Origin of the sequence: Streptomyces sp. NPDC007917 (assembly GCF_042959105.1) — a bacterium.
Classification (GTDB): Bacteria; Actinomycetota; Actinomycetes; order Streptomycetales; family Streptomycetaceae; genus Streptomyces.
Genome location: NZ_JBIBKK010000045.1, coordinates 16,379 through 36,553, shown reverse-complemented (window position 1 = coordinate 36,553; position 20,175 = coordinate 16,379). Strand labels below are relative to the sequence as shown.

Here is a 20,175-nt window from a genome sequence, read left to right as displayed (position 1 = left end):
GAGGCACAGTCATGGGCTCGTATGCCCTTCCCAGACCCGTTATCCGCCAGAAGATCCGCGGCCTGCTGTTAGCGCTGGTCGTCGGCGTCCTCGGTGCGGTCGCCACACTCGTCGCGCCGCAGACCGCACACGCCGCCGAGAACACGCTCGGCGCCGCGGCGGCGCAGAGCGGCCGCTACTTCGGCACCGCCATCGCCTCGGGCAGGCTGGGCGACTCGGCGTACACGACGATCGCGGGCCGTGAGTTCAACATGGTGACGGCCGAGAACGAGATGAAGATCGACGCCACCGAGCCGCAGCGGGGCCAGTTCAACTTCACCGCCGGTGACCGCGTCTACAACTGGGCGGTGCAGAACGGCAAGCGGGTGCGCGGTCACACCCTGGCCTGGCACTCCCAGCAGCCCGGCTGGATGCAGAGCCTCAGCGGCAGCACACTGCGCCAGGCGATGATCGACCACATCAACGGCGTGATGGGCCACTACAAGGGCAAGATCGCCCAGTGGGACGTCGTGAACGAGGCCTTCGCCGACGGCAACTCGGGAGGTCGGCGGGACTCCAACCTGCAACGCACCGGCAACGACTGGATCGAGGTCGCCTTCCGCACCGCGCGCGCCGCCGACCCGGCCGCCAAGCTCTGCTACAACGACTACAACATCGAGAACTGGACCTGGGCCAAGACCCAGGGTGTGTACGCCATGGTCCGGGACTTCAAGCAGCGCGGCGTACCGATCGACTGCGTCGGCTTCCAGTCGCACTTCAACAGTGGCAGCCCCTACAACAGCAACTTCCGCACCACCCTGCAGAGCTTCGCCGCCCTCGGGGTCGACGTGGCCATCACCGAACTCGACATCCAGGGCGCTTCGGCCACGACCTACGCCAACGTGACCAACGACTGCCTGGCCGTCCCGCGCTGCCTCGGCATCACCGTCTGGGGTGTGCGCGACACCGACTCCTGGCGACCGGGGGACACGCCGCTGCTGTTCAACGGCGACGGCAGCAAGAAGCCTGCCTACACCGCCGTCCTCAACGCACTCAACGGCGGCTCCACGACGCCCCCTGCGGATTCCGGACAGATCAAGGGCGTCGGTTCGGGCCGTTGCCTGGACGTGCCCAACGCCAGCACCACCGATGGCACCCAGCTCAACCTGTGGGACTGCCACAACGGCACCAACCAGCAGTGGACGTACACCGCCGCCGGCGAGCTGAGGGTCTATGGCGACAAGTGCCTGGACGCCGCCGGCACCGGCAACGGCACCAAAGTCCAGATCTACAGCTGCTGGGGCGGCGACAACCAGAAATGGCGCCTCAACGCCGACGGATCCATCGTCGGCGTCCAGTCCGGCCTCTGCCTCGACGCCGCCGCAGGCGGCACCGCCAACGGCACCCTGATCCAGCTCTACTCCTGCTCGATGGGCAGCAACCAACGCTGGACCCGCACCTGAGAGGACCTGCACAGACGAAAGGGTGAATCGATGAAGACCTACGGTGCGGCTTCCCTTGCCCCTCCACGAAGACTTCGCTGGTGGTCCCGGGTCGCCGCCGTGGTGGCGGCGACCCTCGCGATCGGCATGGTCGCCGCGGTGAATCCGGCGCCCGCCCAGGCGGCGACGGTGGACACCAATGCCTGGTACGTCCTGGTCAATCGCAACAGCGGCAAGGCGCTGGACGTCTCCGGCGCGTCCACCGCCGACGGCGCGCGGGTCAGCCAGTGGACGCGCAACGACGGAGCCAACCAGCAGTGGCAGTTCGTGGCCTCCGGCGACGGCTTCTACCGCCTCAAGGCCCGGCATTCGGGCCAGGTTCTCGACGTGGCCGGCGCCTCGACCGCAGACGGTGCCGCGATCCAGCAGTGGGCCGACCACAACGGGGCCAACCAGCAGTTCCGCCTGGCCGACTCCGACGCGGGCCACGTCCGGCTGATCAACCGCACCAGCAGCAAGGCGGTGGAGGTGCAGGGCGCCTCCACCGCCGACGGCGGCAACGTCGTCCAGTACACCGACTGGGGCGGCGCCAACCAGCAATGGCAGATGATCAAACTGACGTCTGGTGATGGCGGCGGATGCGGCAGTGCCCCGACTCTGGCGAGCGGTACGCACACGATTCAGAGCGGCGGTAAGAGCCGCAGCTTCATCCTCAGGGTTCCCGCCAACTACGACAACAGCCACCGCTACCGGCTGATCTTCGCGTTCCACTGGCGGGGCGGAACGGCCGGCGAGGTCGCTTCGGGCGGCACGAGCGGGAACGCCTGGTCCTACTACGGCCAACAGGAACAGTCGAACAACAGCGCGATCCTCGTCGCCCCCCAGGGCCTCGGCAACGGCTGGGCCAATTCGGGCGGTGAGGACATCACCTTCGTCGACGACATGATCCGGCGAATCGAGGGCGGCCTCTGTGTCAACCCGGCACAGCGTTTCGCCACCGGATTCAGCTGGGGCGGCGGTATGAGCTACGCACTCGCATGCAGCCGGGCGAACGTCTTCAGGGCCGTCGCGGTCATGTCCGGCGCTCAGATCAGCGGGTGCAGCGACGGCACCCAGCCCATCGCCTACTTCGGAATCCACGGCATCAGCGACTCCGTCCTCAACATCGCGCAAGGACGGTCCCTGCGCGACAGATTCGTCAGCAACAACGGCTGCACCCCCCAGAGCCCGCGCGAGCCCGCGCCGGGCAGCCGCACGCACATCACCACCACCTACTCGGGCTGCCGTGCCGGATACCCGGTCCAATGGGCCGCGTTCGACGGAGACCACATACCCGGTCCGGTCGACGGCTCCCCCGGCGAAAGCGGCGTCGCCACTTGGACCAAAGCAGAGATCTGGAGGTTTTTCTCACAGTTCCAGTGACATGCCCGCACCACGGAGTGGAGCCAGGATGATCCTGGCTCCACTCCGTGGGATCAGCTTTGTGCCGCCGTTCACGGCCTGCCCCGCCGACCCCGCGTCGGCCCGGGCCAGGGTGTTCCGGCTGTACGTGGCGGCCGCCCAGCGCGCGAGCCAGTCCGCGTTGACCGCGTCGATGTCGGCCGGCCAGGCGGGGTGGCCACCGTTTCACGTCAGCAGTTCCCTTGCCAAAGCACCGCATAGGAGCTGCCGATTTCATACAGCCCTGGCGTGGAAACTTTGAAACGGATCCAGTCACCATCACGCTCGATACAACCAGCGCTGGTGCGTAGCCAGGGGGAATAGGGGATACGCAACCTAACCATGCCGGGCCTGGGAACTTGTACTGCAATTTTCGCATTGTCGCTGCTGACGACTGACGCATCTGCACCTGAGATAATTGGCCTGGCACCCTTCACCCGATAAATCTGCCACTGGGAGTCGTGCCATACCGGCTCCAGCCAGCTTGGTCTGCTGCGGACGAGCTCGGCTTCGTCTTTTGCCGCCCAGTCAGGCTCACCCCCCGGCAAGACGACATAACCTACCGCCCACTTGTCGAGCCATGCGCGATATTTCCCAATCGTGAACTGGTTTTCATAGAACAGGCCCCCACGTTCTACATCGAGCTGACGATTCCACCCCCGTGCCAGATTCACGTGAGGACCGAGTACGGTGGTTTCACGATGATTGACAGCAGGCACTACCTCCACACGCGTGCGGTCCGCGTGCAAACGGTCGAGTGCTTTCAGCACACCTTGCGTGTGGGACGCCCATGACGGCACAGGTGTCGACATATTGAGCACATGGATAGTGTGTGCCGTCACCCACTGCACAGAAAGAGCGAGGGAAAGCCCGATAGCTATCCTTGACGCTATTTGAACGCCGCGCTCGAGTAGCACGCAGAGAAGCACCGGAGGTCCGAATATTTCAGCGTGGCGGATTACGTTGGAACCAACAGGCGAAGGAATCAGTCCGGTCAAAACCACACCTGAGGCATAAACCGCTGAGCTGAAACGTAGAGTCCTCCACTCTCGCGGTGCCAGCAGCGCCAGAACGATTCCGAAGAGGGCTGGCTTCCAAATATCGCCCATTGCCATGGGCATTACGCCGCTAAAAGGAAAGAGTAAGATTGCCAAAGCGACCACTGCGACCGGCGGTGCACAAACAGCGATAGCTCTTCCGATATCCCGGTTCAAGAGCCACCCCGCCCCAAGAACCAGGAGGAACAGCCCTGCGACGGGACTGGCGAGAGTTGCCAGGGCGCTGAACGCCGATGCCAGGACCAAGCGCCGGCTGGAACCTGCCAGGCTAAGACAGGACACTAGTGCCAGAGTCACGCCCAGTGCGAAAGTCGAGCGCCCCGATGCGACATTCGCCCAGACAGACAGGGCCGCCAGGAGTGCAGGCCACAGCGGACGACTTACTCCGCTACGTACGAACACACGCCCCGTGAACCACGTGGCAATGATTCCCGCCCCCGCAGTGACAGTCCGCACACCAAGAAAAGCCATCAACTGCGGCGCCATTACACTGTAGTTGCCGACATGGATGCCCCCGTACCAGCCCAGGTTGTAGGGGGATCCGGGGTTTCGGGAGACGAAATCCGCCCATGAAATTTGCGCGGCAAGATCACCGCCGCCTGTTGCCAGATATGCGGCCCATACTGCATACAGCGGCAGGGCTAGGGCGGTAGCCGAAATCGGGACGTAGTGTCGGCGCCAGTGTGTACGCGCCCATGCGAATCTGCCGACATGAACACTGTCTACAGGCAGTTGGACCGCCGAGACGGAGAGAGGCAATGGTCGTCCGTTCAGTATTTCCCGCGGAACTCCTGTGGAGCTGACGAACGTCCCGCTGGGCAATGTGATTGAGTTCTGGCTCGATGATCGGCCAGAATTACTCGAACATCTTACCGGCGACGGGTGTTCGCCGTCTCGATCTCGTCGAATTAGTCCATCCGTCTTCAGTTGGCCGCGGTGCTGGACAGTCGAATTCCGCCGAGTTCATGTACTCACTCCAGCGGGCTACATAATCGATGACGACAACGGCTTTGGCCGGCTCGGTGATTGTCGACGGGCGGGTACGGGAGGGGAAACCGTCCTGACCGCGGCAGGGCCACGTTCACAGGCGGACATCGGCGACAGGGCCTTTCAGCAGTGGCGAAGACACTCCGCCAGCGTGCCCGGACCTCGTTGACCGGATGCTGACCCAACCTGACCGGCCGATCAGGAAGGCGGGCCGGCGCTGTGCGAGGCTGCACCGCATGCGCATCCTGGTGGTCGAAGACGAGGTTGACCTTGCCCACACCCTGCACACCGGTCTGACCGCCGAGGGCTACAGCGTCGACCTCGCCCATGACGGCCGGCAGGGACTGTGGATGGCCCGGACCGGCGAATACGCCCTTGTCGTACTGGACTTGATGCTGCCCGGACTCAACGGCTACAAGGTCTGCGCCCAGCTGCGCCGGGAGGGCAACGCGACCCCCATCCTGATACTCACCGCCAAGGACGGGGACTGGGATCAGGCAGAGGCCCTGGACACGGGGGCCGATGACTACCTGGCCAAACCCTTCTCCTACATGGTGCTCGTCGCACGGCTGCGGGCCCTGGTCAGACGAGCCGCCGCGGTCGCCCCGCCCGTCCTTGCCGTGGGCGACCTCTCGTTGGATGTCGCCGGCCGGGTCTGCCGCCGGGCCGGGGTCCGGGTGGAACTCACCCCCCGGGAGTTCGCCGTGCTGGAGCTGCTGGCCCGCCGGGCGGGCCAGGCGGTCTCCAAATCGGATCTGCTCTATCACGCGTGGCCCGAGGAAGCCGAGGATCCCAACCTGGTGGAGGCGCGCGTCAGCGCCCTCCGCAAGAAGGTGGACGCCGCGTTCCACCGGAAGTCCCTGCAGACCGTACGCGGTATCGGCTACCGGCTGGTGGACGACCGTGAACGCGGCTGAGCCGCGACGCCGCTGGTGGCCGCGTTCGGTACGAGCCGGAGCGGCCCTGGCCGCCGCCCTGACCACCGCCGTCATCCTGGCCGGCATCGGCTGGTGGGTCCACCATGACGTCTACCGCCTGAGCACGCAGATCGCCGAAGACCAAGCCAAGGCACAGCTGTGGTCTTTCTGCGATCAGTTGAGCCAGGGTGTCATTCCCGACTCCACAAGCACCGTGCCGTACGAGGTCGTCGCGACCGGCCGACGCACCGCTGTCGCCTATGGCGGAGGCATGGACGACTTCGATCCCGGCACCCACCACGTGATGCCCGCCCCGCCGAAAGCCCGGCGGGTCGAGCTCATTACCACCGTCCGCCTCCCTCTGAACCCCGACTACGATCCCAGTGACAAACTCTCCGTAGCCGGCGGGACCACTCGGGTCATCACGGCCGACATCTGGGCCGATGAACTGAGCAGCGCCAAAGCCGCCGCTCTGGGCGTCGCCGTCGACGCCCACCTGCGGGTCTATGTGGTGGTGCTCCCGCACACAGCCGAGGCCATCGCCACGACCACCGACCGCCTGCTGCTGTGGGCCGGACTCGTCAGCCTCGTACTGGTCGCCGCCGTCACCTACTTCGCCGTCCGCATCGCGCTGCGGCCGGTCGAAGCCATCCGCGTCCTCACCGCCTCGGTCACCGCGAGCGACCCCCGCGAACGCGTCACCGTCCCCGCCGCGGGGCACGAGATCACCGCCCTGGCCACCACCATCAACGCCACCCTCCAACGCCTCGACAACGCCGCCGCCCAGCAACGCCGCTTCGTCGCGGACGCCGCCCACGAACTGCGCAGCCCCCTCACCACACTGCTGACCAGCCTGGAAGTCGCGCTCGCCTACCCGGAACGCACCGACTGGCCCGCCGCGGCCACCACCGCCGCACGACAGACCCGCCGCCTCCACGCCCTCACCGAAGACCTGCTGCTCCTCGCCCGCCTCGACACCCGCACCCCCACAGCCGGCCCCGAAACCGTCGACCTGACAGCCCTCGCCTCCCGGCTGACCGAGCAATACCCCCTCACCGGACGACCGTTGACCCTCACCTGCGACAGCACCGCCCCCGCACACGCACACGGAAACCCCGACGAATACGAACGGCTGCTGCGCAACCTCATCGACAACGCCGCCCGCCACGCCGCACACCGCATCCAGATCACCATCCGAAACCAGGACGCCTGGGTCGTCCTCACGGTGCACGACGACGGACCGGGCGTGCCCACCGAGGACGCCGAGCGCATCTTCGAACGCTTCGTCCGACTCGACGACGCCCGCTCCCGCGACCACGGCGGCACCGGCCTGGGCCTCGCCATCGCCCGCGACCTGGCCCACCGCCACCGAGGCACCCTCACCCTCACCCCCCGGACCCTCGGAGCATGCTTCCGGTTACGCCTCCCCCGAGCCCCCACCCCAGCCGAGAAATGACGCGCTTCACCGCGGCCGCGCCGGCCACCCGATGAGACGCCGCTGGTCGGCCAAGCACAAACGGCACGGGCTGCTGGTCATCGCCCTGACCGATGCAAGGGGCGGCTGCTGTGGACCTCCACCGCCCGACCCGCGCGCGGCTCGGTGATCACCGTCTGCCCGCCACGACAACCTCGAGCCCACCTGCGCAAAGACTGGCCCGGCATCGCGACCCGCTACGACAATTCACTGATCGATCGTGCGTGGTTGTTTCGCGTCGGGGACCGACGGGGACCAGAGTGCATGTCGCCGGAGCGCGGGCCTCCGCCTGGCGGGCGGCGGCATCGCCGTTCCACCTGAACCGGGCGAACGGCCCGCAGAGGCATGCCGGAGCCACAGAAGGATGCCGGAGCCACGGACCCTCGCACCAACTCCCAGGCCAGGCTCTGTGTGCCGTCGCCATCACCGGCGTGCTGTGGTCATGCCGCGACCGAAGGCCGGAGGGCAGCACCCACGGCCTCGGCTGGGACATCGCCTGGGTCGTGGACGCAGTGGGCCCTGCCGTGGTGTGGGAGCCCGGCCAGCCGGTGATCGCCCTCAGCCGCGCCTTCACGGGGATGAACCGGGGGCAGGCCGAATACGTCGTCGTCCCCAGCGAGGCGATCGCCCACGCGCCCGCGGGCATCGACCTCGACCTGCGCGCCCCAGAAGACCGCCCGAGCGTCATCCCCCTGCCTGCTGCCTTAGTCCGACGGCGACGGCTACTCGGCGGCCTGCTCAACGAGTACCACACCACCCCAACGACTTCTCCATCCACAAGAGACACCCAGCTCAGCGGCCGGCGATGTCCGGGCTGGTCGCTACGGTGTCGGCATGCGTACAGCGGAGCTCTTCGACAGCGGTGAACTGGCAACGATTTTACGGGAGGAGCCGGAGAAAGTCGGGTATGCGGTGCAGTCCGCGTCATACGACGATCGTCTGGATGTGCTCGAGTTCGTCCTGCGACACGAGCCGCTGCAATTCGATCTCGATGCCGCGTTGTCGACGGCGACCGAGCGTCGGGGGAGTGCGGCGTTCGTGCGTGCGCTCCTGGCCGCCGGGGCTCGGCCGGCGCCGGGGTGGCAGAGATTCCCGCTGTGGGCCGCGGCGACAGTGGGGGATGTGGATACCGTGCGGCTACTCCTGGAAGCCGGCGCGGACCCGAACGCGCGCACGGACGACCGGGACAGCCCGGACGGCTGCCGTCTCCCGCTGGTCGGCGCCATCCGCGCCGACGCGCACGCCGCGGTCGCGGCCCTGCTCGACGGAGGCGCTGACCCGAACGCACTGACCGACGCCCTGCGTCGCCCGCTCGACATCGCCTTGGAGACGGGCGGCACCGCGATAGCGGAGCTGCTGTGTGCACGAGGGGCTACGGTCTTCGCACCTGAAGAGGCTGACCTGGTCCAGGCGACACGGCGGGGCTTCCTCGCCCGGGTGCGGGAACTGCTGCCGACGCAGGAGCCGGCAGCACAGGGCGGCGCGCTGATCGTCGCCGTGCAGGAGCGGCAAGTCGATGTCGCGGTGGCGGTCTTGGAGCGCGGTGAGGTCGGCTCGAACGATCTGGGAGTGGCACTGGGCCAGGCGATCGCTTTCGACGTGCCTGCAGTGGTGCCGCACCTGATCATCGCCGGGGTCGACACCGACGCACCCGACAACTACTACCGCACCCCACCGATCGTCCTGGCCGCCGACCGCGGGCGTGTCCAGGTGGTGCGCGACCTGCTCGACGCCGGGGCCGACATCCAAGCCCGTGACGAGGAAGGCCGCAACGCCCTCGCAGCGGCTCGGCAGCAGGGCCGCACCGAGATCGTGCGGCTGCTGCGCACCGCCGGAGCGAACGCGCGGACGCCACAGGAGATCACACGGGCGGTGAAGGCCAAGCTTGCCCATGTCGCCCGTCTCGCATGGAGCCCGCTCATCGGCGCCACAGACGGGGACGGGGAACCGGGCGCCTCGCGGTTCGGCGGCCTGCCCTGGTTGGGCGCGGATGAACCATGGCCTGGCTGCGCCGACTGCGCGGCCCCGCTGACGTTCTTCGTGCAACTCGACCTCGCGGGCGCGCCCAAGCAGGCGCGGGATCTGGGCACGGGGTTGTTGCAGTTGTTCCACTGCACCGCGTGCGACCCGTACCGCGCCTTCTCGGGGGGCCACCTGGTTCGGGTCGTCGACGCGGCCGGCCAAGCGTCGTCGCCGACACTGCCCGACGGTGTCCGACTGTTCCCAGAGCGGCCGATTGCCGGGTGGGCGCGTGCGGTCAGGGACTATCCGTATCGCGAGGCAGACGAGTCGGAACTACTCCCGGAGGAACGTGCCGCCGTGTTCGGGCTCAACCGCCCGGGCGACAAGCTGGGAGGGTGGCCGAGCTGGGTCCAGGACCCCGGGTACCCGAACTGCCCCCGCGGGGACCACCGCATGACGCAGCCGGTCCTGCAGATCGCCTCCGGACGCGGGGTGCCCCATGTGTGGGGCGACAACGGTGCGGGTTACATCGTGCAGTGTCCCACGCACCGCGATCAGGTCGCCTTCCTGTGGCAGTCGGCGTGACCGCAGCGGTTGATGTCCGCCGCCCACAGGGCGTCTTCGGAGACGTTGTCCTCCACAGCGATCGAGTCGCGTCAGCGCAGCCGGCGTGCGCGCAGCACCAGGTCGTCGGTATGGTGCGCGCCGGCGCCGCCGTCGGGTGCCACGCGTGGCCGCTGCTCGTCCACCTCCACCTCCCAGTCGTCGTTGAGCAGAGCGGCGACCATTGAGGGCCAGACGTAGTCAGCCGGGTCGAAGCCGCTGTCGTGCGCCTGCTGGTTGTCCATCCCTGCGTGGTGTACGAGCAGCAGCACGCCGCCGGGCGCGACGGCCGCGAGCAGCGCTCGCTCGGCTGCGGCGTGGGGGGTGCGCAGCAGGGCTGGGTACTGCGCGGAGACCAGGTCAAAGGAGGCCGGCGGGAGCGCCGCCTCCGTCAGGGCGGCGTGTACCCAGCGAACGGTGAGGCCTGCGTCCCGTGCGTGCTCGGCCGCCCGCTCCAGCGCCACGCCCGAGACATCGAGCGCGGTTACGTCCCAGCCACCGCGCGCGAGCCAGACGGCGTCCGCGCCCTCGCCACAGCCGACGTCGAGCACCCGCCCGGGTGTGAGCCCGGCGACCTCGGCCACGAGCGCACCGTTGGGCCGGCCGCTCCACAGTTGTTGTCGGTCGGCGTACCGGTTGTCCCACTCCGCCCGCACCGCGGGGTCTCCGACGTAGCCGTCGGCAGGCGAGGGGGTGTCGGATGCGGGCGATCCTGCTGTGATGTTGTCGGTCACGGACCCACCGTCGCCCATCGTGTCCTGGGCACGCCACTACTGTTGCCGGTCCGGCAAAACGGCGCCCAAGGGGCGAAGAACAGGTGGTCACGCCGGCCGGTCGGCCGCCACGCCCACGCGGTGTGCGGCGTCTCCAGCAACTCGGGCAGCAGGCGGAGGAGGCCTGATTTCTGAGTACATAGCTGAGTATCGGGTCGGATGCGGGGCGGGCGGCCTCGGCCGATCCTTGTCCGCATGAGTGAGACATCAGTCAGGCAGCAGAGTACGGCCGCGTTCTACGGTCAGGCGGTCGCCTCCTTCGCTGTCGCCATGGCGGCCACCGCTATCGGCATTTTCCGGCTGAACGCCGACGCCTGGGTACGCGGCTTCCTGGCCATCGCCGTCCTCTATCTGGTGACCTCCGCCTTTACCCTGGCCAAGGTGATCCGGGACCGGCAGGAGGCCGGGCAGATCGTCAGCCGGGTCGATCAGGCGCGGATGGAGAAGTTGCTCGCCGAGCACGATCCGTTCGAAAAGCTGTGAATCATTCCGTATCCCAAGGATCTCGGCGTTGTTTGTGGCGGTCGAAGTGGGGAGTATTCGCCCGTCGGACAAAAGCGGTGCGGAGAATGTCGGGTGATCGGGCCGGTGTCGTCGCACGATGGGGGCATGGATGACACGATCTTGGTATCCCGTTTCCTCCGCGACGGATTCGTGAAGTTGGAGGGCGCCGTCGCGCCGCGCGTGGCCGCGGACTGCGCGCGGCTGCTGTGGCGAGAGACGGGCTGCGCCCCGGACGACCCTTCGACGTGGACGCGGCCCGTGCACTGGGTGGCCGGCATGGCGCAAGGGCCGTTCGCTGCCGCACCCAACTCCCCATCACTGCATCACGCGTACGACCTGCTCGTCGGCGCAGGACGCTGGGAGCCGCGCTACTCGCTGGGCACGTTCCCGCTGCGCTTCCCGCACAAGGACGAGCCGGACGACGCGGGCTGGCACATCGAGGGCAGCTATCTGCCGGAGGGCGAGAGCTGGTACTTCACCAATCTGCGCTCCCAGGGCCGGGCGCTGCTGATGCTGTTCCTGTTCAGCGAGGTCGGTGAGGAGGACGCCCCGACTCGGATCCGGGTCGGCTCACACCTCGACGCGCCGAAGGTGCTGGAGAAGTACGGGGAGGACGGGGCGAGCGGGCTGACCCTCGCCCCCGATTTGGTGGCGGCGTCCGACCACCGGCCACTCGCCCTCGCCACCGGGTCCCCGGGCGACGTCTTCCTGTGCCATCCGTTCCTGGTGCACGCGGCGCAACCGCACCATGGGGTGCGGCCGCGCTTCATGGCCCAGCCGCCGCTGATGCCGGCCGCGCCGTACGAACTGGAGCGGGCCGACAGCGCGTACTCACCCGTGGAGATTGCGATCCGCCGGGGCCTGGGACAGGACACCCCCGGTCCGGACGGGGACGGTACGGACCGCAGCGCCGGATAGACGTGCTTCACGACCATCGCCAGCAAGGTGGTCGTGAAGAGGGAAGAGGAACGAGGCCGGGCATGCTGGAGCGGCTGAACCAGACCATGGAGCACATCGAGTGCCATCTCGATCAAGCCGTCGAGGCGGGGGAGCTGGGATCGACGAGCCCGAGCGCACGCATCGCGGCGCGAACGCGTTGGTCACTCCCAGGTAGGCCAGTCGCAGCAGCACGGTCGATCACCATGACGCGTCGACTACGGGCTACGCGAGAGCGCCGACTCGAGCGACGAGGCCGACGACCGCCAGTCCAGGTGCAGGCTTCCGACCAGGGCGGATGACATTCTCGGCAAGCGCAACGACGAGCGGAACGCCGCCATCGCCGCCTGCATACGCCGGCACAACGCCCGCGCTGAGCCGAAGACCCGCATCGCATCCGAGTCACCCATCCGGCAGTGGGGACCGCATACCCGGCCAAGGCTGCGTGACAAAGGCCGGCAGCAGCGATCTTGGCGGGGTGCACGTGGGGCCGACGGGCGGCCGCGGTCTGCTCGACGGGGAACGCATCCGAAGGTCAGGTCACCAGGGCACGACCCCGTTGTCGTCGAAGAGCTGGCCGGTCGGGCCGTCGTCCGGCAGGGTCGCCAGTCGGATGGCGATCGCCGCGCCCTGTTCGGGGGTCTGGGTCCCGCTGAATCCGTTGAGGTCGGTGGCCACGTAACCGGGGCAGGCGTTGTTGATCAGGATGTTGGTGCCGCTCAGCTCCTTGGCGTACTGGATGGTGATGGCGTTGAGGTAGGTCTTCGTCGGCGCGTAGGCCCCGCTGATCCCCCCGAGGTCGACGCCGGGCGTGGTCTGCAGCGTCAGGGAGCCGACATGGCTGGACTGGTTGACGATCCGCGGGTGTGCCGAACGGCGCAGCAACGGCAGCATCGCGTTGGTGACCCTGATGACGCCGATGACGTTGGTCTCCACCAGTCGCCGCACGGTCTCGAGGTCGATGGTGGTGGGCTCCTCCGGCCAGCCGCCGGCAATGCCGGCGTTGTTGACCAGTACGTCGAGCCGTCCTGCACGCTCCTCGATCAGTTGGACAGCGGCGGACACGCTCGCGCTGTCGGTCACGTCCAGGGGTACGCCGAACGCGTCGGCACCAGCCGCGCGCAACTTCGCCACGGCGTCCTCCCGGCGCTGCTCGTGTCGGGCGCCGACACCGACACTCCAGCCCCGCGCACCCAGCCCGGCCGCGATCTCATACCCGATTCCCTTGTTCGCGCCGGTGACCAGCGCGATCGTCTTCTCGCTCATGACAGCGAGCATGCCTGCGCCGCAGCCGGGCACCAACACCATCTCGGTAGTGCAGGAATACCCGAGCGATATCGATCAGCCGTCTGCCCGTCATTAGCCTGGGCTCATGGAAATACGCGAGCTGCGGTACTTCGTCGCCGTCGCCGAGGAGCTGCACTTCGGCAAGGCTGCCCAGCGCCTGGGGATAGCCCAGCCGCCGCTGTCGCGCACGATCACCCAGCTCGAACGGCGGCTCGGAATCGCACTGCTGGAACGCAACAGCCGCAAGGTCACGCTCACCGAGGCCGGAGCCGTGCTGCTGGCCGAAGGACGAGCGATCCTCAGCGCAGTGACCGCGGCTGAGCGGCGTACCCAACGGGCCGCGACAGCACATCCCAGCCTCGTCCTCGCCGTCAAAACCGGCACCGCCGGCGAGCTGCTGACAAAGTTGCTCGACGCCTACGCCGCGGAACCCGGCGCAGCCACCGTCGATCTGCTGCTCTGCGAGGCACACCAGCACCAGCAGCTGCTGCAGGACGGGCAAGCCGACGTGGCTCTGCTCCACCTGCCCTTCGACTCAGCAGTCGGGCTCGACACCGAAACCCTGCACACCGAGGGGCAGGTCGCGATCCTGCCGACCTCACACCCGCTCGCCAGCCGCTCCCAGGCCCGGATGGACGACGTCACCACACTGCCAAAGCTCCCGATGGCCCGCTGGCCCGGCCCCGGCGGCAGCTACCCGGAAGGACCTGGCGCAGAGGTACGGAACCTGACACAGCTCTTCCAGCTGATCGCGCTCGGCCGCAGCACCGCGGTCATCCCCGAGTCAGCCGCCGCCGACCTGCGCCGAGACCTCGCCGCCGTGCCGGTCCTGGACGCTCCGCCCGTGACAACGGTGATCGCCTGGCCGCCGCACAGCCGCCTTCGTCCGGTTGCTGACCTCATCCGCGTCGCAACACGTCTCTGAACCCGTTTGAGGAGTGCAGCCGCCCAACGACGGCCCTGATCAAGCAACTGGCGACTCAACGCTCCTGCATCAGCGAGCTGGTGTCCTTGACCGTCTGGCCCTGGGCGGACATCAGCACCACGATCGCCCACCGCAGCCGCACCGGGTCCTTCGCCGTCCGGCTGCCGGCGAAGACTGTGTTGAACGACTCGGTCTCCTTGCTGTCCTTGTCGCGGGGGTCAGGTCGCGTGCTTGCTGCGTTGAACAATGTTCGGTGGGGTGAGCGGTGACGTCGGCCTGCCCAGCGGATAGCCGATCTCCGTGATGTCCCCCGCGAGGTCGGCCAGCGTGACCTCTGGGTTCAACGCGCTGACCACACCTTCGGTCAGCGGACGTGAGGAATAGACGTGACGAACGGCCTCCAAGTTGACCGAGGCCTCGTAGTAGTCCTGAGCCCACCGCTGAAACGCTTCCGCCGAGCGATCCACCAGCAGTTGGAACAAGGACCGGGCGCCGTCCGGATCTCCCGTGGTCTCCTCGGGGAAGTCGATGGTCCCCGTCTTCCAGTCGCTGTCTCCTGGCTCCCGCCACATACACACGGTGATGACAGGCATCCCGTCTTCGTCCGAGAACGCGGGTTCCTCAACACACGACCGGAAGACTTCGGGTACATCGTCGAGCACGCCGGGCCATGGCCCGTCCTGTGCGTAGGGGCTCATGGGCGACTCGTGAGCGAACCCACGGACGTAGGCGCCGGCGGCCGAGAAAACGATCGAGTACTCGTCGCCCGACCCGTTACGCATCGAGGCCATCGACTCCGTGTCGGACCAGTGGGCATCGAAGGAGTGGTAACGGTCCTCCCACTTGGGACTCAGCACCGCCTCCAGCATCGCCATGGAACGGCAGTGATCTCGGAGGACGGCTATCCCGGGCAGCCGCCGAGCAATGTCATGAACGGTCACGCGCACATCCAAGCGCATGGCTCTGACACTCGGGATGCTCGCCCGCCGGCTGTCTCATGAGACATCGAAACAGTGCAGAACCTCTCCTTTTCGCAGGCAACCGGGAGCAGCGGCCTCTGTCGAGACGGCATCAGCCAGCCGTAAAACGTCGAATGACGGAGTCCATCGGCCCATGCTCCGCGGAGATCCGTCAAGGTTCACCAAGGTCGTCCAGGCCCTGAGCCACACGCGGATCTGCGGGTCTGTGGGGGAGACCACTGAGCGAAGGCAGCTGCGACGGATGCGCTTATGGGAGCACCGCGTTGACACTTGACGGCTGCCGTATATGGCGTCATAAGGAGCTTGACAGAGCGCCGGAGGCGGCCCTAACCGTTTCCGGGCCGGGAGCAAGTGGGAGCCCTCTGGGAGCCCTCGTGCTCCCCACTCGCAGACGTGTCAACGGTGCCCGATTTGTCCATCACTCGATCCGGTAGACCTACCGCGCCGTACCGCGCCCCCTGCGCCGTCGACTGACCGCAGCCCGGCTGGCTTGATGGGGATTCTTGGAAACGACCGGTATTGCTCCCCGCCTCACTTGATCCAGTTCTCAACGACCGGGGAGGGTTGGCAGGTATCACGCCGGCGACAAGCCGGTGCCGCGAGGCTGGCCAGGTGCAGCCCGTGCTCGCGGCCCTGCTCAAGGCTGTACGAGGCTCTTCCGGGCGGACTTACGCCTCTTCCGCGGGAATGGTCGGCCGTGCCGCGTAGCGGCTGCGCATCGCGTCGCTGGCTGCGGGGCCCGCGGTGAAGACGTAGGCGGCGCTGTCGTCGAGTCGGCGGCCGGTTTTGGCGTCGACGACGACGGGCTCGACTTCCTCGCCGCTGTGCGCGTCGACGAGGATCATGCTGCGCTCCGTCGGCGTGAGGCGGGCATTGCCCCACGCGGCCAGAGCGACGATCACCGGGCGCAGCGAGCGCCCGAGTTCGGTGAGTACGTACTCGTGCCGGACGGGGCTGGTCTGGTAGGGCCGGCGCTCCAGCAGACCGTCCGCGACCAGGGTCTTCAGCCGGGTGGTGAGCATGCTGGAGGAGATGCCCAGGCTCTCCTGGAACTGGTCGAAGCGGGTGTACCCGTCGAAGGCGTCGTGGAGGATCAGCAGTGTCCACCACTCGCCGACGTGTTCCACCGTCGTGGACAGCGGGCACTCCCGGTCCTCCAGCCTGATCCGGCTTGCCACGGCGACCATCCCCTCAGTTACTGCTAAAATCGAAGTTAGTAGGTTCTATCTTAGCAGTCGGGGCGGGAGCGGCGCCCCGCATACCCGCGCCCGGGAACGGAGCACAACGTGACCACATCCATCAGCGAATCCCTCGAAGGCCGACGCGCTCTGGTCACCGGCGGCACCAAGGGCACCGGAGCCGCGATCGCCCGACGGCTCGCCGAGGCCGGCGCGACCGTGCTGGTCACCGCCCGCAGCCGCCCCGACGACGTCGGGGAGAAGACGTTCATCACCGCCGACCTGTCCACCGCCCAGGGCGCCGCCCACGTCGCCTCCGAGGTGGACGCACGCGTGGGAGGCGTCGACATCCTGGTCAACACCCTCGGCGGCTCCGAGGCACCGGCAGGAGGATTCGCCGCGCTCGGCGAGGACGACTGGGCCAGGGAGCTGAACACGAACCTGCTGGCCGCCGTCCGCCTGGACCGCGCACTCCTCCCGCACATGATCGCCACGGGCAGGGGCGCGGTCGTGCACGTCACCTCGATCCAGCGCCGCATGCCGCTGTGGAACGGGACCCTGGCCTACGCCGCCGCCAAGGCCGCCCTGACCACGTACAGCAAGGGCCTGGCCAACCAGGTCGCCCCGCACGGCGTCCGCGTCAACACCGTCTCGCCCGGCTTCGTCCAGACCTCGGCCGCCGACAACCTCGTCGCCCGGATCGCCCACGACGCCGGCATCAGCCAGGAAGCGGCGCTGGGCCGGCTCATGGACTCCCTGGGAGGCATCCCGCTCGGCCGCCCCAACCGGCCCGAGGAGGTCGCCGAACTCGTCGCCTTCCTCGTTTCCGACCGCGCCTCGGCCATCGTCGGCGCCGAACACGTCATCGACGGCGGCACCACCCCCACCGTCTGAACCCGCCACCATCATCAGGAGCGTCATGCACGACAACCAGCCCCGGACCATCACCCCGGATGACCTGCCCGCGGTGATCACCCGCTACCTCACAGCGCACCGCGCCCACGACACCGCCACCGCGGTCACGACGTTCACCGACGACGCCACAGTGATCGACGACGGCAACACCTACCAGGGCAGCACCGCGATCGAGCGGTGGCTGGACCGATCAGCCACCCAATTCACCTACACCATCCAACTCACGAACGCCCAGCAGACCGACACCGCCCACTACATCGCCACACACCACCTCGAAGGCAACTTCCCCGGCGGCACCATCGATCTCCACTATCGGTTCACGCTCCGCGACGACCTCATCGAACACCTCGCCATCGAACCCTGAACCCACTCCCACACCACCTGTTCCCGCCCACAAGAGAGACCCCACCCACCCCGGACCGCCCCGTCCCCACCCAGCCACCCGACCAAGAACCAGCCCTCAAGTAGCACAGGGTGAGGAGATTCAAAGGTCCCCATCAGGCTACCGGCTCTATGGCCTGCGTGCGCTCGCGCGTCTGGACCTCGTGCGGACACTGCGTGACCTGGGCCTCGACCTCGCCGTCATCCGGCAGGTGCTGGACCGGGAGGTCTCGGTGCCTGAGGTCGCGACAGCGCATGCCGACGCTCTGGACGTGCAGATCCGCACCCTGCGACTAGGTCGCGCGGTGCTGAGAGCGGTAGCCAAGCGGGGCTCCACCCCGCAGGAAGTGGACCTCATGCACAAGCTCGCGAAACTCTCCGACGAGGAGCGCCGCCGCCTCGTCACGACCTCACCGAAACCGTCCGCGCCCAGGTCGGCCACGCCCTCACCGCCGGCATCGCCCCGCCTCAGCCGATGCCGCACCCATCATCGACGCCCTCACCGCCCGCTACGCCCAGGTCTTTGGTCGTGCTGACGACACTGACCTGCGTCGCTGGCTGCTGACACGCCTGGAGGTCGCCGGCGACCCCCGGGCGGAACGCTATTGGCACCTCTTGGCCGTCATCAACGGATGGCCCGTGCCACCGAGCCTGGCGCCGGTGTTGCCTGGTTCATGGAGGCCCTGCGCGCTGGTCTCAAGTCGTAGCCTGCTGCGGCGCCCGCTCTGTCCGGTCCGTGCCCGCGCCACAGGTCATGGCATTTCCGACAAATCTGGTGTCGCCGTTACACGGTGACGGTCGGTGAGCCTCTCAACTTGTGCCGGGTCGCGGTGGCCCCGCATCGCCCAAGATCGAGACGGTTCGCGCCGCCATGCCATGGGAGGCGGCGGCGTCCCGCCGCGGTGCGAAACTGCCGCCCACCCTCCGTCCCAGCCCTTGTTTCACCTATCGACTTTCGATAGATTCCCATCGTAAGTCGATGGGAGGTTGGGTCATGGGAAAGCTGGCAGTGCGTGCGCTGCGCGTCGTGCTCGTGGTGGTGCTCGCCGGCACCGTGTTCGTACAGGCATTGATGGTGTGGGCGTTGGCCACCGACCCCGAGGACGGGGCGCTCCCGCTGACCCCGCTGCGCGTGATCACGATTCTGGGCATGGCGTCGGTGCAAGTCGCCCTGTTCTGCGTATGGCGGCTGGTGACGATGGTGCGACGCGGAACCGTGTTCTCCCACGCCGCCTTCCGGTACGTGGACGGCGTGATCGGCGCGGTCGTGGCGGCTGCCCTCGTGTGGTTCGCGGTCACGGTCATCAATGCGCCGGGCCAGCGGGACGACCCGGGCGTCACCGTCATCATGGGCGGGGTTGGCGTGGCCATCCTGGGGGTTGCGCTCATCGTGCTGCTGCTGAGGATGCTGCTCGCCCAGGCCGTCGCGCGCGACGTCGAAGCGGCGCAGATGCAGGCCGAGTTGGACGAGGTGATCTGATGCCGATCGCCGTCGACATCGACGTGATGCTGGCCAGGCGGAAGATGTCCGTGGGCGAGCTGGCGGACCGTGTAGGGATCACGCCCGCCAACCTGGCGGTACTCAAGAACGGCCGCGCCAAGGCGGTGCGCTTCGCGACGCTCGCCGCGCTCTGCGAGGTGCTCGAGTGCCAGCCGGGCGACCTGTTGCGCTGGGAAGCCGAGGACGCCCCAGGCGGATGACCTGCCCTTCCACGATGAGTCGGCCTGTCGGCCGCGGACGGCAGCGGTTCCAACGGCTGTACAGTCAAGTCCCTCGCGATCTGCTTCGGCCAGGGCGTGAGCACCGCCCCCATCCGTCGCACGGCCTGGGGGCGGAGCCGGATTCCCTGCCCGGCCCCGATGACGTGCTGCCGTGGTGCTACGGGGTGGCGCGGGGCTGCCTGGCGAATGCCCGCCGTGCCGACGGGCGCCGGCTCCGGCTGATGGAGCGGTTGATCCGGACGCGGGAACAGCAGTCGGCCGGGGTCGCCGACCACAGCGATCTGCGTGCCGCGCTCGCCGCCCTCGGGGCGCTGGACCGTGAGGTGGTGCGGCTGTGGGCGTGGGAGGGGCTGGCGCCCCGGCAGATCGCGGAGGCGACCGAACCGACACCGCGCTCCAGACCGGCAATACGGCCCCCGCGAAGCCCGCTGCGCGACGGAGTCACCGTCAGCTCCTGGGACTCGCGGCGGCGGCCGGTCTGCTTCTGCTCGGCGGCGGCATCGCCGGAGCAGTCATGGCGAACAACGACACTGGGCACTCGGCCTCGACCGGCCGACACTCACCACCCACAGCGGCTTCGGCAGCCAGAAGTGTGTGACACCCAGTCCCGACACCCTGCGCGGGTACCCGACCATCTTCGCGGGAACGGTCACCTCCATCAAGGGCTCCACGGCCACCTTCCGCTGTCGACTACTGGTTGAAGGGCGGCGAC

General features: G+C 68.0%; 18 protein-coding genes and 1 pseudogene. 13 read left to right on the top strand and 6 right to left on the bottom strand.

The genetic code is table 11. The features are described from left to right. Positions 1 to 11: 11 nt before the first annotated feature. Together ACFZDL_RS45505 and ACFZDL_RS45500 are read left to right on the top strand one after the other, a co-directional pair. Complete coding sequence (locus ACFZDL_RS45505; protein ID WP_353596629.1) at positions 12 to 1,442, top strand: endo-1,4-beta-xylanase; 1,431 nt, start codon at positions 12 to 14, stop codon at positions 1,440 to 1,442. A 99-nt stretch (positions 1,443 to 1,541) separates the two neighbouring features. Next, on the top strand, positions 1,542 to 2,843 hold the full coding sequence (locus ACFZDL_RS45500; protein ID WP_353596651.1) for an RICIN domain-containing protein: 1,302 nt from the start codon (positions 1,542 to 1,544) through the stop codon (positions 2,841 to 2,843). A gap of 209 nt (positions 2,844 to 3,052) precedes the next feature. Here the strand turns inward: ACFZDL_RS45500 and ACFZDL_RS45495 are convergent, their stop codons facing one another. Next, a complete protein-coding gene (locus ACFZDL_RS45495; RefSeq protein ID WP_353596630.1) occupies positions 3,053 to 3,976 on the bottom strand; it encodes a hypothetical protein in 924 nt (307 codons plus the stop codon). Positions 3,977 to 5,142: 1,166 nt separating this feature from the next. On the opposite strand from ACFZDL_RS45495, the gene ACFZDL_RS45490 reads away from it, so the two are divergent. The 3 genes from ACFZDL_RS45490 (at position 5,143) to ACFZDL_RS45480 (ending at position 9,844) form a co-directional block, all read left to right on the top strand. Continuing rightward, positions 5,143 to 5,823 carry a response regulator transcription factor gene (locus ACFZDL_RS45490; protein WP_353596631.1) on the top strand — a complete coding sequence of 227 codons (681 nt, stop codon included), beginning with the start codon at positions 5,143 to 5,145 and terminating at the stop codon, positions 5,821 to 5,823. Further along, positions 5,810 to 7,279, top strand: a complete 1,470-nt coding sequence (locus tag ACFZDL_RS45485) for a HAMP domain-containing sensor histidine kinase (protein ID WP_353596632.1) — start codon at positions 5,810 to 5,812, stop codon at positions 7,277 to 7,279. The genes ACFZDL_RS45490 and ACFZDL_RS45485 overlap by 14 nt, the downstream gene beginning before the upstream one ends. A gap of 852 nt (positions 7,280 to 8,131) precedes the next feature. Next, complete coding sequence (locus ACFZDL_RS45480; RefSeq protein WP_353596633.1) at positions 8,132 to 9,844, top strand: ankyrin repeat domain-containing protein; 1,713 nt, start codon at positions 8,132 to 8,134, stop codon at positions 9,842 to 9,844. A 71-nt stretch (positions 9,845 to 9,915) separates the two neighbouring features. Here ACFZDL_RS45480 and ACFZDL_RS45475 read toward each other — a convergent pair whose 3' ends face one another. Next, positions 9,916 to 10,596, bottom strand: a complete 681-nt coding sequence (locus ACFZDL_RS45475) for a class I SAM-dependent methyltransferase (RefSeq protein WP_353596634.1) — start codon at positions 10,594 to 10,596, stop codon at positions 9,916 to 9,918. A gap of 234 nt (positions 10,597 to 10,830) precedes the next feature. Here ACFZDL_RS45475 and ACFZDL_RS45470 point away from each other — a divergent pair, with 234 nt between their 5' ends. After that, positions 10,831 to 11,118: a YiaA/YiaB family inner membrane protein gene (locus ACFZDL_RS45470; protein WP_353596635.1), complete on the top strand. Its 288-nt coding sequence runs from the start codon at positions 10,831 to 10,833 to the stop codon at positions 11,116 to 11,118. 126 nt (positions 11,119 to 11,244) lie between these two features. Then, complete coding sequence (locus tag ACFZDL_RS45465) at positions 11,245 to 12,057, top strand: phytanoyl-CoA dioxygenase family protein (RefSeq protein WP_353596636.1); 813 nt, start codon at positions 11,245 to 11,247, stop codon at positions 12,055 to 12,057. Positions 12,058 to 12,615: 558 nt separating this feature from the next. Here the strand turns inward: ACFZDL_RS45465 and ACFZDL_RS45460 are convergent. Next, positions 12,616 to 13,353, bottom strand: coding sequence for an SDR family oxidoreductase (locus tag ACFZDL_RS45460; protein WP_353596652.1), 738 nt, complete (start codon positions 13,351 to 13,353; stop codon positions 12,616 to 12,618). A gap of 94 nt (positions 13,354 to 13,447) precedes the next feature. On the opposite strand from ACFZDL_RS45460, the gene ACFZDL_RS45455 reads away from it, so the two are divergent. Next, entirely contained in the window at positions 13,448 to 14,287 is an 840-nt protein-coding gene (locus tag ACFZDL_RS45455) for a LysR family transcriptional regulator (protein ID WP_353596637.1), read from the top strand. A gap of 55 nt (positions 14,288 to 14,342) precedes the next feature. Here the strand turns inward: ACFZDL_RS45455 and ACFZDL_RS45450 are convergent, their stop codons facing one another. From ACFZDL_RS45450 to ACFZDL_RS45440, 3 genes are all read right to left on the bottom strand, one after another. Next, a complete protein-coding gene (locus ACFZDL_RS45450; RefSeq protein WP_353596638.1) occupies positions 14,343 to 14,534 on the bottom strand; it encodes a hypothetical protein in 192 nt (63 codons plus the stop codon). Beyond that, positions 14,506 to 15,246, bottom strand: a complete 741-nt coding sequence (locus ACFZDL_RS45445; protein ID WP_353596639.1) for a hypothetical protein — start codon at positions 15,244 to 15,246, stop codon at positions 14,506 to 14,508. The genes ACFZDL_RS45450 and ACFZDL_RS45445 overlap by 29 nt, the downstream gene beginning before the upstream one ends. 689 nt (positions 15,247 to 15,935) lie before the next feature. Then, the gene (locus tag ACFZDL_RS45440; RefSeq protein WP_275772370.1) at positions 15,936 to 16,454 is read right to left on the bottom strand and encodes a helix-turn-helix domain-containing protein; all 519 of its coding nucleotides are present in this window, start codon (positions 16,452 to 16,454) and stop codon (positions 15,936 to 15,938) included. Between the two features lie 99 nt (positions 16,455 to 16,553). Here ACFZDL_RS45440 and ACFZDL_RS45435 point away from each other — a divergent pair, with 99 nt between their 5' ends. From ACFZDL_RS45435 to ACFZDL_RS45415, 5 genes and pseudogenes are all read left to right on the top strand, one after another. After that, positions 16,554 to 17,339, top strand: coding sequence for an SDR family oxidoreductase (locus tag ACFZDL_RS45435; RefSeq protein WP_353596640.1), 786 nt, complete (start codon positions 16,554 to 16,556; stop codon positions 17,337 to 17,339). 25 nt (positions 17,340 to 17,364) lie between these two features. After that, positions 17,365 to 17,724, top strand: a complete 360-nt coding sequence (locus ACFZDL_RS45430) for a nuclear transport factor 2 family protein (RefSeq protein WP_353596641.1) — start codon at positions 17,365 to 17,367, stop codon at positions 17,722 to 17,724. Positions 17,725 to 17,848: 124 nt separating this feature from the next. Beyond that, positions 17,849 to 18,448: pseudogene (locus ACFZDL_RS45425) on the top strand (MerR family transcriptional regulator); the annotation flags it as partial. A gap of 287 nt (positions 18,449 to 18,735) precedes the next feature. Continuing rightward, positions 18,736 to 19,221, top strand: a complete 486-nt coding sequence (locus tag ACFZDL_RS45420) for a DUF2975 domain-containing protein (RefSeq protein WP_353596642.1) — start codon at positions 18,736 to 18,738, stop codon at positions 19,219 to 19,221. Further along, the gene (locus ACFZDL_RS45415) at positions 19,221 to 19,442 is read left to right on the top strand and encodes a helix-turn-helix transcriptional regulator (RefSeq protein WP_014173884.1); all 222 of its coding nucleotides are present in this window, start codon (positions 19,221 to 19,223) and stop codon (positions 19,440 to 19,442) included. The genes ACFZDL_RS45420 and ACFZDL_RS45415 overlap by 1 nt, the downstream gene beginning before the upstream one ends. Positions 19,443 to 20,175: the final 733 nt, after the last annotated feature.